This window comes from Paenibacillus lactis, from assembly GCF_017873605.1.
Lineage (GTDB): Bacteria > Bacillota > Bacilli > Paenibacillales > Paenibacillaceae > Paenibacillus_AQ > Paenibacillus_AQ lactis.
This window is the reverse complement of record NZ_JAGGKI010000007.1, coordinates 278,385-293,556: the sequence shown is the minus strand read 5'-3', so window position 1 is coordinate 293,556 and position 15,172 is coordinate 278,385. Positions and strand designations below refer to the sequence as shown.

Below are 15,172 nucleotides of genomic sequence, written 5' to 3'. Positions count from 1 at the left end.
ATATGTCTTTCTTATTTCGCCCATGGAAAAAATCCCCTCCAAAGTAGACTTTAATGCGCTTTTTACACACTGTCTACTTAAAGGGGATAATATCAGAGCGTCCGGACACCATCGCATCCAAGCTCGTTTCGGGACGCGTTGTATGCCTGATGGACGGAAGCCCGACCGCTTTCAGCGCACCGTCCAGCTTCTTCGAATTCTTCTCCTCCTCCGATGATTATTATCAACGCTGGAGCATCGGAACGGCCACGCTGCTTCTCCGGTTTCAGGCACTTATCATAACGCTTGTATTGACGGCGCTCTATGTTTCGGTCACTTCGTTCCACTACGAAATGATCCCGGAGAATTTAATCCTCACCTTGACCGAGTCCAGAAGCAAAGTGCCGTTTCCGCCGATCTTCGAAGCTTTATTAATGGAAACGACAATTGAGTTATTAAGGGAAGCCGGGGCAAGACTGCCGACTAAGATCGGCCAGACCATCGGCATCGTAGGCGGTATCGTTATCGGACAGGCCGCCGTGCAAGCCGGTCTGACCAGCAACATTCTCATTATTGCAGTCGCTTCGTCCGCAATAGCTTCCTTCGTTATCCCCAATTACGTGATGAGCGCTTCCTTCCGGCTCCTACGGTTTCTGTTAATCATTTTAGCCGGATTATGGGGAAACCTGGGATTGGCGATTGGCATGGCTTGGATCGTAATTCATCTCAGCGGATTAACGAGCATCGGAACGTCCTATTTGTCGCCGGTTGCTCCCTTCGAGCCCTACGACTGGAGGGACGTCTTTTTGAGAGCGCCCTTTAGCATGCTTGGCAGACGCCCGTCACAGGCGAGATCCAAGAATAAGATCAAATTAAAAATGAGAAGGTGACGCATGTTGAGAGAAAAATTGTCACAGTTCCATACGATGATCCTGATCTATATGATTCAGACTGGGGTGTATGTATTCAGCATCGCTCAGAACGAAGCTCAATTTTTCGGGACCAACGGCTGGCTCAGCGTCATACCGATCTCCATCCTGGTCTGCCTGAACATCTATTTGATCTCCATCGTCTATCGGCTTGGTGAAGGCAGATCCATCTTTGATATTTTGGAACAAAGCATTCCGAAGTTTATTCTCGTTCCCTTCTACCTAGCGATCTCTTTAGTGTGGTCGCTTATCGGCTGCCTCGTTGCCAAACAGTACGTGCTGATTTTTCAGATGTTCGCATTTCCGACGACCAATCCGATGGTGTTTAAGTTCTTTATTGACGTTCTCGCTTTTTTGCTGTTAACGAAAGGGCTGTACAACATCTCGAAAGCATCTACGGTATTCTTTTGGTCCACGATATGGTTGAACCTGCTGATGCTGTATTATGTCGGGGAATTTAAGCTCGAACGGCTGACCCCCTATGTATTCCAAGATGGAGGAAATATGGTCGAGGGCTTCTTCCAAATCTACCTCGCTTATCTCGGCTATGAGCTGTGTATGCTCCTGTTTCCCTATGCCGACAAAAAGACCAAATTGATGAAAGCGGCCCTCTATGGCCATCTCATCCGCACTGCGTCCTATGTCATTATGAGCTTTGTTTCATTCGGGGTCATCGGGCATGAGCTGCTGAAGCAAATGCTGTTTCCTTTATTGGATCTGCTGGCTTATATCAAGCTTCCTTTCATTGAACGAATCGAGAACCTCTTCTACGGATTCTTTCTGTTCACGACGGTCATCACGCTGGTTATGTACTTCTGGGCCGCCGGGGAAAGCACACGCCGTGTTTTTCCGAGGATCAAAATCAACGTTCACTATTTCTGCATTACGCTCGTTGCGTTCATGCTCTCCTTTATCCCGAAGGTACTGGATACGATCCGAGATTGGATTATGATCCTCGGCTATATTCAGATGGGGTTCGCGTATGTCATGCCGTTGCTGTTAATCATTCTGCTGCTCATGCAGCGGCGTAAAAAGGCGGTGTAAGCCTTGAAGCTCAAAAAAAAGCTTTGCGTCATGCTTCTTCTGTTAATCATGCTACCTTTAAACGCCTGCGGCGATCAGCGAGTATTAGAGGACCTGGGGCTTATCCAAACGGTTAGCTATGATCTGCTGCCGAGCGGTCAGCTGGATATTTCCGTTTCGATCCCTCAAGCCGACCCCGAAACCACGTCGCAACGGGAAGTGTTGTCAGCTTCAGCCAACAGCAGCAAAGAAGCGAAAATGATGATGTCGAGAAAGACCGGCATGCTCCTCGTAAGCGGCCAGATCCGAAACGTTCTTTTTGGAGAGTCACTGGCCCGCAGCGGGCTCAAGGGTCATCTGGATGCGTTGATTCGGGATCCCTCCATTTCTTCCCAAATCAAGATTAGCGTCGTAGATGGCAATGCGGGCGAGCTGCTGCGGGACAACTATGCACAGCATCCAAGAACCGGAAGATATATCGATATGCTGCTTGAGAAGGAATCCCAGGGACAGACGATACCGAAGGTTACGCTCTTTAACTTCCAACGGGATTACTTTGATGAAGGCGTTGACCCGATCGCGCCGTTGATCCGTAGGCAGGACAGCAGCTATGTGACAACCAACGGCATCGCTCTATTCAGGGATGACAAGCACGTCGCGAGGATCGAGCCGAAGGATTCGTTGGTGTTTGCCTTTTTGAAAGGCAAGTTCAGGGAAGGTGAAATCAGCATCGACCTGACAGCTCCCGGGGAATCCAAGGAGATCGTCATGTTCAGCTCGATCACCAGCTCGAGAAAGATCAAAGTATCCCAAGGAACCGATGGAGCAAAGAAAATCAAAATCGAAGTGAATATAACCGGCTCCGTGCTAGAGTACCTTGGTGATCTGAGGCTTAGTGATGAGCGGGAACGGAAGCTGCTCGAGCATAGAGTCAGTCAATACATCCACAAACGGGCAGATGCGATCATCGGTCTTATGAAAGAGAACAAACTAGATAATCTGGGGATCGGCAGGTATGTCCGGAATCGAGTTGGCTTCAAGCAGTGGCAGAAGATGAAATGGCGGGAGGAAATTCCGAAGCTTCAGGTGGAAAGCTCCATCCATGTGAAGATCAAGGATTACGGCAAGTTTCGATAAACGGATGGCCCAGGACAGGGGTCTTGGTTCTTCAAATCAATCCAACCCTGAGCTGGCAGCTCAGGGTTGTCATCTATAATCGATATTCTTATACGTTCCCGTTCAATCCTTCATCTTATATTAAGCATAGCTTCGCAGCAGTGAATGAGAGCATGCGGTTTGAAGATCCCTCCAGCACCGGTTAACTTCGCTATCTTCCATTGCCGCTGTTAAACCAAGCAGAGGAAACAGCGTTTGACCGCAGGTTCTCGCGGTGTTGGCTGCGCCGATGCTGGCGGTGGTTACTGCAGCTTCGGTCTCAACCGATAGCTTTCCTTGCTGAAGCAGCTCGCGCCAAGAAGTCTCAACCGTTTCATAAAAGTTGACTTCACCGTCTCGAAGGAAGCCGGAATGCTCTTTCAGCTTGCCCATCACATAAGCTTCGCTTCCTTTCGCTTCAGCCAGAGCTTCAGCGGCAGCAAGGAAATGCTCGGCGATTCCGATCGCAACCGCGGCGAAGGAAACCTGCGCGAATGGCAGGAACGGATAACGGTAGATGGCCTCATGTTCATAACTCTTCATCTCATCGAACAGGAAAGTTCGGTTATCCGGGACGAAGACGTCCTCGGCGATCATCGTGTGGCTTGCCGTCGCACGAAGACCGAATGCGTTCCAATCCGGTAGGATGCGGATTTGCTCTGGCCGGAATGCAAAAGCACGTATCTCTTGAGCTTCTGCTCCTGATGGTAATTCACTTGCTTTGGCAGATTCATTCCCGGAGTCGATGACGGCATTGGCCGTGAAGGTGGTCGCATAGGTCGAGCCGCTGCAATACTTCCACCTTCCGCTGACCCGGTACCCGCCTTCAACCCGCCTCGCCGTTCCGGTCGGCATCCCGCTTCCCGCGATCACCGCATCACGCCTCGCGAATATCTCCTTGCTGACGTCTTGTTCCAGCAGCGCCGCGAAAAAACCGCCCCCTGCACCAATGGTTACCATCCAGCCCAGGTTGCCGTCGATCCGAGAACACGCCTGGAACAGGCGAGCTGCCTCCGGCAGCGCCGTCATTCTTCCCTCGAGCTCATCGGGTACGAAGAGATGGAACAGCCGCTCATCGTATATGAAATCCAGCACTTCCTTCGGGATACGCCTGAGCTTGTCCATCTCTAGGGAATACTGTCTTACTGAGTCAATCACTTGTTGAGTATAAAGCATGATGATTCCTCCGTTATTTCGATTCCTTAATCGTTTCCTGATCGTTGACTACAACTTGCTAATGATCTATTTCTCTTCACTTTCCATCATTGTCTGCATCACTTGCACTAGTTTCTCTATAAGCTCAACCCGATTCCTGTCATGCGGCTGCTGGGTAAGGATCAGTTGTTGAAGCAAGGCGGGCATCCCCTTGTCGGCATAATCGGCCGGCATATTCGGCAGACCGAGATCCAGATCCCTCCAATTGATCCCCTTAAGCTGCTCGATTATACTTCGCTCTCGAAGATTAATTTCGGCCAATTCGCCTAGCAGCGTTCTCAGCTTAACGATCCCGGCAAGACGATGATGGCTTTCCGATTGCTGATCGGGATTGCCGGAATCAACCAGCGATACGCTGTAATTGCGCATCGCATCAAGGCTGCCTTCATAGACCAAGGCACCCTCATTAATCAGGTGGCGTACCCGGTACTCGATAAACGAATCGCCGGTATCAATCTCTGCCGATCCGATCACTTCACCTACAACTCGCGCGGATTTCCTAAAATGCCCGAATCGGGCCTCCACGCGGTAAACGGCCTTCAATATCTCTTCATCATAATAAGACTCTGGGACCGTAATAAGCTCCCCGTTCTGGAGAATGCGAAGCGTGCCGTTTTCGCCCAGTAGACGAAACCAATCCTGACGATAACGTTCCTGATCTTCCACGGATAACCTCATAATTCCATCAGGCAGATCCAGGACCTTTTGAAGTTCGCAGGGCGTTATCTCGCCCGTATTTTTATATCGGATATCCGGGTTCCGTTGATGCAGTACTTCCGTCGCATTCACGTGGTAAAGCTCGGGATGACCGGGAAGATGTGAAAGCAATCGCCGGAGACCAAGCAATTCTTTCGCAGAATCCCCGGCCCAAATGAAGCATGGCACAGCGGTTAACTGCTCGGGCCAGACCTCCCATCGGATAGCAGCCTCAAGCTGGATCAGCTTCCACTCGTCCGCCGTTAATCCATTGTATCGCTCTTCATACCACCGAATCCGTTCCGCGAAGGATTCATAAAGGCGCTCAGCGTCCGGCAAAGGTCCTACCATCAAATTGCCGTCCAGGACGATGACAAGCTCGTCGGGCCGTGAACGAAGACTGATCCTTAACGAGCCGGCAGTGGACGTATCAAATGCTACATGAACACATGAGACTTTTCCTCTGAAGAGGGGCGACTCCCTAAGATAAGCTTCATTTCCGAGCTCCCATTCGTTGTCGAACGCCTTCCTAAAATACTGCATGCCTTGATGCCTTCCCTCGGCCAATAGCCGAGCAGCATCCGTATTCATCAGATCCTTCAGCTTCAGCAGCTTCTCGTCAAAATGATTGATTGCGGTACTTTCGCCCTTCCGGTATTCATCTCGAGTCATATGATCACGGGGCATTATGGAAGGGTCATATATTTTCTGACCCTTCCACCCGGAATAAGCAAAGGTTCGTGCAATGCCAATGGCGCCGAGAGCGTCCAGGCGATCAGCATCCTGAACGATTTTCCCCTCCAATGTGGTCATCCCGGCACCCGTTCCTCCGGCATAAGACATGTTAGCGATGATCGAGAGAATATGAGCCCTGTCATCCCGATCTACACCGGCCTGCGCCATCCATGCCTCCAACCTTCCGATGGCTGCCTCCTTCGAGTCGTTCAATTTCTCGTCCGCTACATCATGGAGAAGTGAAGCCAGTTCGCATAGAAAGGCATTCGCACCTTCAAATACCGCCAGCATCCGTGCAAGACGGCTCACTCGTTTGACATGCCACCAATCATGACCGCTTGCGTCGTTCTCATGCACCGATCGGGCAAATTCCTCGGCCTTACGAAGAATATGGATTTTTTCCGCTTCCATTTCAGGCATCTCCCTCATACTTTCTTATCCACAATGTGCTTGTTATCTTTGAGCTCCCGAATATCTTTACGAAGCAGCCTCATCTCGTGAAGCATTGCATCCATGCGTGTGATCATCTTGGAGGTATCGATGGCATAACGAACAGCAAGAACTAGAGCGATGACACCGACTAACAAGAATCCGATCCCGATGAACTCCATTACCTTCCCCCCCATCAATGAAGATGGATAATCCCACGGAGCAAGCATTGCAAAACGGCAAATACCAGCTCCGAATCCTGGATCTCGTTCTTCTGAATGCGGTGCAGACACTCCTGAACCGGAATCCGGATCACATCAATGTGCTCGTAATCTTCCGGCCGGGCTTCACCTCGAACCAGAATCTCTTCCGTATAGTAGACATGCGCTACCTCGTTGCACCGCCATGAAGCAGGATACATCCGTCCCAAGTAATGAAGACCTCCGCATTCGTATCCGGTCTCCTCAAGCAGCTCCCGTCTCGCAGCGGCTTCCAGGTTCTCTCCTTGAAGAACCCCGCCGCCTGGCAGCTGGATGACCAGATCATTCACCGGTTTCCGCTGCTGTTTAATCAGCAGGAACTCATCCTCCTGCTTGGCCAGCACGACGACCGATTCAGGGTGATCCTTCGTGAAATATACTTTCCCGTGACCGTCCACATAGACGGAAACGCCGTTTTGACTTGCCACGAGATCCTTCGACTTTGACATCGTCTCTCTCCTCACCTACCACTCAACGTTTACCTCTCTATCCCGCTTCACTGCTCATTAATTTGCCCCGCTGCACACTTCACCGCTCATCGCTTCGCACTTCCGTATTGGACCTATCGAGTTCATCTCTCAAAATCGAGAAGAGATACGAATCGTGAAACCGTCCCTTGAACCACAGATGCTGGCGCAAATGGCCCTCCTTCGTCATGCCGATGCGGCGAAGAACGCCTGCCGAGCCTGCGTTTCCTGGCCGACAGGTAGCATAGATCCGATGAACACCGAGCGTCTCGAAGCCGAAACGGCATATCGCTTCGGCCGCTTCCGAAGCATAACCCTGCCGCCAATGATCCCGGTTTAAGCAATATCCCATCTCGGCATTGGTGTCCATGCGATAAATGCCGCATCCTCCGATAAGAGCCCCTCCATCCTTCAATGTGATCGCCAGCTCGTAGTTGTTCCTCGGTGTCTGTTCGCTGTATTGAATAACCATGTGGAGGTATTGCAGCGTGTCTTCTTCTGCATTTGGCCCCCACATCGTGTGCTCGGTGACCGCGGGATCGGATGCATAGCGATGCACATCCTCGCATATCCGCCATCGTAAACTCCCGAATGATCAATCGTTTCGTCTCAAGCTGCATGTCATCCCCCTTGCCCCGATTACCGGATCTATCTTTCACCTTATGTATAGACATTTACGTTACAGCCATTGTACCATGTTCATATTCCCTTCACCCTGCCCCCATTTAAAAAAGAAGCCTGCACCATATCAGGCGCAGACGCTTCTTGAAATCGCATTGTGCGAAGGTTTTTCCCTCAAGTCAAAGGAATCATTGCGGCCAAATCCAACGGACGGGTACCACTTCGCGCCTCGGCTCAAAAGTCCCGCTTAGCTGTTCCGACAGCAATTCGACGGCGATACGGCATACGTCATCCAATTGTTGATGGACATAAGGAACGCCTTCGAGATCCGGATCATCAAAGGCAGCCAGCTGGGGTGAACTCCCCGTTCCCAGCCCATTTTCCCGAATCGCGTTTGAGGCATAGCGTGCCAGTTCCGCGTTAACCGCAAAGACCGCCGTGACATCGCGCCGAGCACGCAGAAAACGCTCGATTTCCCGTTGGCCGCGCCCTTCTCCGATCGTACCCAGGTCCAGCATGCACCACAGCGTCTTGTCTATGGGCAAGCCCTGCTCCATGAAGGCAGCCTCAAATCCTTTGGCTCTTTCGTCAGTAACCGAATTCGTAATTTCAGGAGACAGGTAGGCGATGCGCGTGTGTCCTGCCGCAAGCAATCCGGATACGGCTTCGCGGACGCCGCCATAATTGTCGGAGCTCACGCTGTAGGTCTTGATCTCTTTCAGGAAGCGGTCGACAAGCACCAATGGAACCTGGTCAAGGGACAAGCGTAAAATTGCGGTATTGTAGCTTTCCTGCTCCACGGGAAAAATAATAAATCCGTCAACTCCCCGTTCCCTGAACTGCTCAATCGTTCGGGACTCTTCCTCCGGCGACTCGCGCGTAATGCGGAACAACAGGTCATAGCCTCTGCCGGCACAGTATCGCTCCAGCCCGTCGAGCAGCTGCTGGTCGATCTTGGTTTTCATCGTCGGCAAAATAATCGCGATCGTCCGTTTCGTAACCGGCGGATGCTCCCGTACTTCCGGAGAACCATCCTCCCGCACGAAGGTTCCTTTTCCCCGAAATCGTACGATCAAACCTTCCTCCACCAATCCGTTAAGTGCGTTTTTGGATGTGATTTGGCTTACGCCGTATTGCTGAGCAAGCTCCTTCTCCGAGGGCACCAGAGCGCCTGCCTGAAGCTCACCGCTTCGAATGCGGCGGCGGATGTCGTTTTGAATTTGTTTATATAGCGGATGCTCCATATCATACCTCGCTTTTTACATCGAACCCGACTGAAAATAATATATATTTAGTATATCTTAATTTATATCAACTGCGATACAATCCAATTTAGAGAGCGCTTTCTAAATTGGATTGGGAGGTTTGTCTATGAGTCGGATCCAAAGTTTATGGAAGAAATCGCTTGCCTTCATCATGATCTTCGCGCTTGCTTTAACGGCACTCCCGTTGTCGCCGGTCCATGCAGCTTCTACCGGCATGGCATGGGCTTCGCAGCAGATCGCCATCTATACCCCGCCTTCTGGAGGCGTATGGTATCCAAGGCTCCTCAAGCTGTCGCCAAGCGAATGGCTTGTATCCTTCGACACGAACGCCGGTGGAGGCAACACGCGAATCGTGGTCTCCAGGACACAGGACGGCGGCAAAACATGGAGTGCTCCGATCACAGCTGTATCAAGCACCGCCGGCAATGTGGGAAACGGTCAAATGCTGAGGCTGCCGAGCGGAGAAATATGGCTGGCTTACCGGCTCGTCGTGCAGAACGGCTCGACCTATGAGATCCAGCTAAACGTCCGGCGGAGCGTTGACGGCGGACATACATGGAGCGATTTGCCAGGCGGACTGATCGGCAGTTCAACCGCCTCCGGCTTTAAAGGTTTATGGGAGCCGCATTTGGAGATGATCAACGATACGATTGCGGTGCTCTATGCGGACGATAGCCCGACGGCCGTCGGAACGACCGGTTTGCAAAATCTGTACATGAAGACATGGAACGGCAGCAGCTGGGGCAATCGCATCACCGTCAGCGACGGAGTTGCAGCTGGCTCCCGCGACGGCATGCCGGTCATCACGCGGATGAACGACGGCCGGTATATAACCGTGTTCGAAGCCTCAGACGTAGCCGGCCACCCTTTTGTCATCAAATACAAGATTTCACCGGACGGCTTCAATTGGTCGGTTCCCCGCCAGACGTTGTACGTGCCAATCGGCAGCGGCAAAAAGGCGGGTGCCCCGTTCGTCGTAAAGCTCGCTGACGGTCGCCTCATGGCGGCATTCCAGACCGATGAGAGCAGCGCCAATACGGGAGATCCCTACACCTCGATGCATACGATGATCAGCTCCGATAACGGCGCGACATGGCAGCATAAAACCAACGTTTTTCCAGTGTCCGATACGAAGTCTTCCAATTGGAACGCCCTCATGACCATTGATTCCACTCGCGTCGCAGCCGTCACCAGTGCAACCTATCCGGCTAACGGCATCTATCTGCGCTTTGGGCATTCCGTGACGCCAGCGCAAACGAATCTCGTCAACAATCCCGGGTTTGAAACGGCGAATGTAACCGGCTGGACCACGTACGGCGATGATTATCCGAACCGGATCCATATCCACGGCGTCAATGACGGTGTCGGGCTTCCCGCAGCAGAAGGCTCTTACTTCGTTGGACTTGCGGGGACAACCGGGCCCTCGACTGCATATATCGGTCAGACGATTACCGGCCTTGATAACGGCACCTATACGATGCGTGCCCACATGCGAAGCAGCGGTGGCCAGAACAGCTGCGTAATGGAAGTGAAGGATTATGGCGGCAGCATGCTTCAAACCGGATGCCCTATCACAACATCATGGACGCCGGTGTCGATTTCGAACATTCAAGTGACAAACGGCAAGGCAACGATCGGTTTCTACGTATCGAACTCCTCCTCATCCCAATGGGCGGATCTGGATCGGGTTGAGTTCATCCGGGAACAAATCACGATAGCCTCGGGTCAAACCTATCGTCTCATGAACCCGAACAGCGAGAAAATGCTCGAGGTTGACGGATGGAGAACCGAGAACGGCTCGAATGTGATCATATGGGACGATCACGGCGGGGCGAACCAGCAATGGCGAATCACGGAGACTTCCGGGGGGAATTACAGCCTGATCAACGTCCATAGCGGCAAAGCCCTTGAAGTTGACGCATGGGGAACGGATAACGGCTCCAATGTGACCATATGGGACAATCACGGCGGCGCGAACCAGCTGTGGCGGATCGTCGACGCAGGAGGCGGTTCCTATAAACTGATTAACGTTCACAGCGGGAAAGCATTGGACGTAAGCGGCAGCGGCACGGCCAACGGGACGAACGTGCAAATCTGGCAGGACCTGAATAATGCCGCACAGCAATGGAAGCTGGTTCAGTTGAATTTATAATGGGGCTGCAGGAGCTGTTCACGAGCGGGGGCGTCTATCCGATTCTCGACTCCGCTTTGTTCGTTTATCAGGCGTAAGGATAACTTAATATTGGAATAGACGAAGAAGGCCAGGCAGTCCAGAGCGGACTGACCGGCCTTCTTATCATGCTTCTATGAACCCTTATGAGCGTTCATCGAGGATATTGTTGACGCAACAGGAAGCAGCAAAGGAAATATTTATTATCATGAGCCTCAAGGATCCTCGTTGATTTGGCAGCTGACTCGTCAAATGACACACGCATGCAATGACCTGACTTGCGCAGCATCATTTCGGATCAAAATTGTCCTCCGGTATATCCAGCCTTTCAACGCGTTCTTTTACGGTCACTTCCACCAAAAAAACTTAAGCCATATTGATCTCTTTAATTGTGGACAACGGGATTTTCGGTTTGCGGTCCTCCGTCAACAAGCCGTTGATCTCCTGCTGCACATCGGTTAGCTGCGTGTAGCAATACCCGCATATATAATCCACGCTCTTGATCGCCTGAACCAAGCCCTCAAACCGCTTCATGAAATCCTCTTCCGTAGCTACCTGCCGGCCATACCCCCACCCTTTATCCGATTCGAAGGCGATGCCGCCAAATTCGCTGATGATGATCGGCTGGCCGCGATATTCATACCCTTCGGCAAATGCGTATTTCCAGTGGTTGCAGGTCATGTCCTTGTTGACGATGGCATCCTTGTTGCCTCGGTACCGCCGCAAAAAGCCGCTGCCGGTTTCGACGTAATCATGCAGCGTTAAGATATCGGATACGGTGTGCTCCCACCCGTCGTTCGTGATGACAGGACGGAAAGGATCAACCGCTTTGGTAAGGTGATAGATGCCTTCGGTAAATTTCTGCTGCAGGACGTCACGGAGAATGGACGGAATGCCCCAAGACTCATTGAACGGCACCCAGGTAATGATGGACGGGTGATTGTACTGCTGATCGACGATTTCCAGCCATTGCTTCGTGAACGCTTCGACCGCTCGTTCATTGAACTCGAAGGTAGCCGCCATTTCGGACCAGACCAGCAGCCCTTTGACGTCGCACCAATATAAAAAGCGGGCATCCTCGATTTTCATATGCTTGCGTACGCCGTTGTAGCCCATCTCCAGCATGAGGTCGATGTCGGCAATGATTGCCTCCTCGCTTGGCGGCGTTAAATGGCTGTCCGTCCAGTAGCCCTGATCCAGAATCAACCGTTGATATATCGGCGCATTGTTCAGCAGTATTTGACCGTTCTCGATCGAAACCTTTCTCATTCCGAAATAGGAAAAAACCCGATCGACCACCCGGTCTCCCGCATACAGGACAAATTCCACATCGAACAAATTCGGATGCTGCGGCGACCAGAGGCATTTCTTCCACGGTCCGTTCGCCTCGTGCACCAAATCAACTTCCACCGATAGATTCGGTCGATCCGCAAGCAAGGAGACTCGTTTAACCGGTTTGCCTTTCAGCGTCACGATCGCCTCCAACCGTAAATCCAAGGTCGCGTCGATTCCGCTTAACCGGTAATCGAAGCGAACGGTTGACCGGTCGATATCCGGAGTGATTTTGACCGTGTCCAGCCGCTGCTGCTCCACGAATTCCATCCATACAGTCTGCCAAATGCCCGTCGTCTGAACATAGAAGCACTCGAAGCTGTCCTTGGTCCAGCGCTGTTTGCCGCGCGGTATGGTGCAATCATTGCTGTCTTCTGCCTTTACCGTGATTTGGTTGTCCGCTCCGAAGACCAAATACGGGGTAATGTCAAAGCTAAAAGCCGCGTATCCTCCTTGGTGGTTGCCGGCCAAGTTCCCATTGATCCATACCTTAGCGCTATAGTCCACCGCCTGAAAGTGAAGGATGGCTCGTTTACCTGACGCTTCCTTCGGGATATGCACCTTTTTTCCATACCACACATGCGGATGAAACTCCTCGATCCCGATCCCGCTTGCCTTCGTTTCGTATGTAAATGGGACGGTAATCGCATGCGTACCCGCTAGGGATTTAGGCCACCCCTCTTCTTCGCCCACATTGTCGTCATCAAAACGAAAATCCCAAAGACCGTTCAGATTCAGCCAATGTTCCCGGACGAATTGAGGCCTGGGATAATCCTTCCGATAAGCTCTGGTTGTCATTTCCTCTCCTCCTATTTCCTGTTCGCAATGATGGTTCGGATGGGCTTTTCGCCCTTGTTTCGTAAACCAACCTACCCCGTTTCTGGCGCGGCATTCATCTCCAGTGCGTATACCGATGCCGGACGCAGCGGATAACCGTTTTGCAACGCCTCGAATGGAACAGTTCTTACCGTCGATTTAATGCATTCCGGCTCAAATACAGAGTTGATCGCTTCCACGGAGTCGCCTGTAATTTCGTGAAGCAGTATCTCTGAGGACGATTCATATCCGGGAAGATTCAGTTCAACCTGGACTTCCTGCAGGCTGCGGTTCACGATAAAGACCGTCATGGTGCTCCCGTCTTCATTCGTGCAGGCGACGACATCAAGATCCGGCATCGCATCAAGATCGATCGGAGCCGGCTTGTTTGACCGAACCGAGAAGCTGCCGCACTCCACGTCGGCAGGAAGCAGCCTATGGATGTCCCGGTTCGCATACAGCTTCATCACTTCGTAGGTCGGAGTTCCGTATACAGTCAACGGATGGCCGCTCCAACCTGGTAATTTGCCGCGGTATTGGTCCGCATAATAATCCCCTACTCGGATGCAGCCACCGAGCCATCCATTAACAAGATCGGAGAAGCTGCCGATATGCACCATGTCGCTTGCTCGCAGCATTTCATTAAGATTGCCGGCGTTGGCGACCGCGGCCCCCAGCGTATGCTCATCCGGCAAGCCTTTACGCACGGTGTTCGGATAGTACATCGTATTGTATTCGGTGATAGCCAGCTTGATATGACGATGATTCTCGGTAGCCTGAATCTGTTCTACTGTGCGGCGAATGTCATCCCGGGTCCATTCCGGGAAGACGGCAATCGCTTTGTAGCGTTCTTCTGCAGGCGTATCCCGGTTCATCCCGAACCGGTTAAGGCCGTGATACAGATGCAGCGTCAGATAATCAATATGTGCGCCGGCAATATCCAGCACGGCCCGGTTCCAGTCTTGGTCGGTATGCCCGCAGGCCAATATCACGACCGACGGGTCCGCCGCCTTCATCGCTTCGGCAAAGGAGACACACCGCTCGGCAAAACGGTCCGCAGAACAGGTGCCTACCTGCCACCCTCCCCAAACCTCATTGCCGATCTCCCAATACCGGACATTGTAAGGCGCCGGGTAACCGTTAGCGGCACGCACCGCCCCCATTGGGGTTTCGGCGCTTCCGTTGCAATACTCCACCCAACGAGCGGCTTCCTCCGGGGTTCCGGAACCATCGTTAACGCAGATGAGCGGCTCTACCCCAAGCTCCCTGCAGAACCGGATAAACTCGTCCGTGCCGAAATATTTGCTCGTCCAGCCGCCCCAGGCTTCATTGAACATGACCGGTCGTTCCAATACAGATCCCACTCCATGTTCAAAATGGTAGGCGCTGATGTAATTGCCGGCCAGCCGCATCATGCCCGCGTTCAGCTCTCGTGTCATGTCCATCACTTCGCCCTTCACGCCGCCGATATTGTCTGCGGGCAGCAAGGAAACGTGGTCGAGCCAAAGCATGCCCGTGGATACATGATCAGTCCATCTCGGGTGCTCCATCGGTACGTATACCCGGATTTCAGCATGCTCGCACGTGCGGGACACCGGCAGCGCTGCCTCGTACTCCTTCCAGTTATGACTGCCCAGCTCAATCCTTGCACGGCCGAGTAACTCCTCCGTACGCCGGTCCGCCGCCTCGACGATCAAGTATTGCAGCTCGATGGACGCCCGTGCCACCACCCGGACGCTGTACGCCATCGGGCCTTTGAGTGCAGCTTCTTGCGCAATTCCGGCAAATGCCTCATCATCGCTCTGGACGCGGATTCGCTGCGCCCGTCCCGAATGCTTCGGAGCCGGTGCTTCCAGCGCATACGAAGTGTTCCGTCCATTCGTAAATGGCCTCCAGCTTCCGGATACGGCTGTCTTGCCTTCGGCTTCGCTCTCAAAATCCATGTCCTTCAGAGGATAGGCCAGCATCGCCTCCATGTGATCGCGAATATCCTCGACAAAATGACCGAACAGATAAGGGTTTATCGTATGCCCGCCGGGCCGCCCAACGTCAATTGTTATCTTCGCTTTGCGTTTCAAAT

Annotated in this window: 11 protein-coding genes and 1 pseudogene; 4 read left to right on the top strand and 8 right to left on the bottom strand. The window is 52.4% G+C overall.

Features of this window, described 5'->3' with window-relative positions; genetic code table 11:
• The first annotated feature begins 53 nt into the window (after window positions 1–53).
• Genes J2Z18_RS15775 through J2Z18_RS15765 form a run of 3 tightly spaced genes read left to right on the top strand, consistent with a single transcriptional unit; the run spans window position 54 to window position 3,068 of the window.
• Window positions 54–869, top strand: a complete 816-nt coding sequence (locus tag J2Z18_RS15775; RefSeq protein ID WP_245256017.1) for a spore germination protein — start codon at window positions 54–56, stop codon at window positions 867–869.
• Between the two features lie 3 nt (window positions 870–872).
• A complete protein-coding gene (locus J2Z18_RS15770) occupies window positions 873–1,952 on the top strand; it encodes a GerAB/ArcD/ProY family transporter (protein ID WP_210094980.1) in 1,080 nt (359 codons plus the stop codon).
• Between the two features lie 3 nt (window positions 1,953–1,955).
• Entirely contained in the window at window positions 1,956–3,068 is a 1,113-nt protein-coding gene (locus J2Z18_RS15765; protein ID WP_245256016.1) for a Ger(x)C family spore germination protein, read from the top strand.
• Between the two features lie 120 nt (window positions 3,069–3,188).
• On the opposite strand, the gene J2Z18_RS15760 is transcribed toward J2Z18_RS15765, so the two are convergent.
• The 6 genes and pseudogenes from J2Z18_RS15760 to J2Z18_RS15735 all read right to left on the bottom strand — a co-directional run bounded on the left by J2Z18_RS15760 (window position 3,189) and on the right by J2Z18_RS15735 (window position 8,753).
• A complete protein-coding gene (locus J2Z18_RS15760) occupies window positions 3,189–4,262 on the bottom strand; it encodes an acyl-CoA dehydrogenase family protein (RefSeq protein WP_210094979.1) in 1,074 nt (357 codons plus the stop codon).
• A gap of 66 nt (window positions 4,263–4,328) precedes the next feature.
• On the bottom strand, window positions 4,329–6,143 hold the full coding sequence (locus tag J2Z18_RS15755) for a DUF3658 domain-containing protein (protein WP_210094978.1): 1,815 nt from the start codon (window positions 6,141–6,143) through the stop codon (window positions 4,329–4,331).
• Between the two features lie 14 nt (window positions 6,144–6,157).
• A complete protein-coding gene (locus J2Z18_RS15750; protein ID WP_007131369.1) occupies window positions 6,158–6,343 on the bottom strand; it encodes a hypothetical protein in 186 nt (61 codons plus the stop codon).
• Window positions 6,344–6,357: 14 nt separating this feature from the next.
• Entirely contained in the window at window positions 6,358–6,870 is a 513-nt protein-coding gene (locus J2Z18_RS15745; RefSeq protein WP_210094977.1) for an NUDIX hydrolase, read from the bottom strand.
• Between the two features lie 79 nt (window positions 6,871–6,949).
• A pseudogene (locus J2Z18_RS15740) lies at window positions 6,950–7,508 on the bottom strand (GNAT family N-acetyltransferase).
• 189 nt (window positions 7,509–7,697) lie between these two features.
• Entirely contained in the window at window positions 7,698–8,753 is a 1,056-nt protein-coding gene (locus tag J2Z18_RS15735) for a GntR family transcriptional regulator (RefSeq protein WP_210094976.1), read from the bottom strand.
• Window positions 8,754–8,880: 127 nt separating this feature from the next.
• Between J2Z18_RS15735 and J2Z18_RS15730 the strand changes: the two genes are divergently transcribed.
• Entirely contained in the window at window positions 8,881–10,926 is a 2,046-nt protein-coding gene (locus J2Z18_RS15730; protein WP_210094975.1) for an RICIN domain-containing protein, read from the top strand.
• A 384-nt stretch (window positions 10,927–11,310) separates the two neighbouring features.
• Here J2Z18_RS15730 and J2Z18_RS15725 read toward each other — a convergent pair whose 3' ends face one another.
• Window positions 11,311–13,074 carry a glycoside hydrolase family 2 protein gene (locus J2Z18_RS15725; RefSeq protein WP_007131364.1) on the bottom strand — a complete coding sequence of 588 codons (1,764 nt, stop codon included), beginning with the start codon at window positions 13,072–13,074 and terminating at the stop codon, window positions 11,311–11,313.
• Window positions 13,075–13,145: 71 nt separating this feature from the next.
• On the bottom strand, window positions 13,146–15,170 hold the full coding sequence (locus J2Z18_RS15720) for an alpha-L-arabinofuranosidase family protein (protein ID WP_210094974.1): 2,025 nt from the start codon (window positions 15,168–15,170) through the stop codon (window positions 13,146–13,148).
• Between the last annotated feature and the right edge of the window lie 2 nt (window positions 15,171–15,172).

Bases quoted from the DNA above. Each gene is read 5' to 3' on its own strand.
- J2Z18_RS15775 (WP_245256017.1), top strand. From the start codon at position 54: ATGCGCTTTTTACACACTGTCTACTTAAAGGGGATAATATCAGAGCGT.
- J2Z18_RS15770 (WP_210094980.1), top strand. From the start codon at position 873: ATGTTGAGAGAAAAATTGTCACAGTTCCATACGATGATCCTGATCTAT.
- J2Z18_RS15760 (WP_210094979.1), bottom strand. From the start codon at position 4,262: ATGCTTTATACTCAACAAGTGATTGACTCAGTAAGACAGTATTCCCTA.
- J2Z18_RS15755 (WP_210094978.1), bottom strand. From the start codon at position 6,143: ATGGAAGCGGAAAAAATCCATATTCTTCGTAAGGCCGAGGAATTTGCC.
- J2Z18_RS15750 (WP_007131369.1), bottom strand. From the start codon at position 6,343: ATGGAGTTCATCGGGATCGGATTCTTGTTAGTCGGTGTCATCGCTCTA.
- J2Z18_RS15745 (WP_210094977.1), bottom strand. From the start codon at position 6,870: ATGTCAAAGTCGAAGGATCTCGTGGCAAGTCAAAACGGCGTTTCCGTC.
- J2Z18_RS15735 (WP_210094976.1), bottom strand. From the start codon at position 8,753: ATGGAGCATCCGCTATATAAACAAATTCAAAACGACATCCGCCGCCGC.
- J2Z18_RS15730 (WP_210094975.1), top strand. From the start codon at position 8,881: ATGAGTCGGATCCAAAGTTTATGGAAGAAATCGCTTGCCTTCATCATG.
- J2Z18_RS15725 (WP_007131364.1), bottom strand. From the start codon at position 13,074: ATGACAACCAGAGCTTATCGGAAGGATTATCCCAGGCCTCAATTCGTC.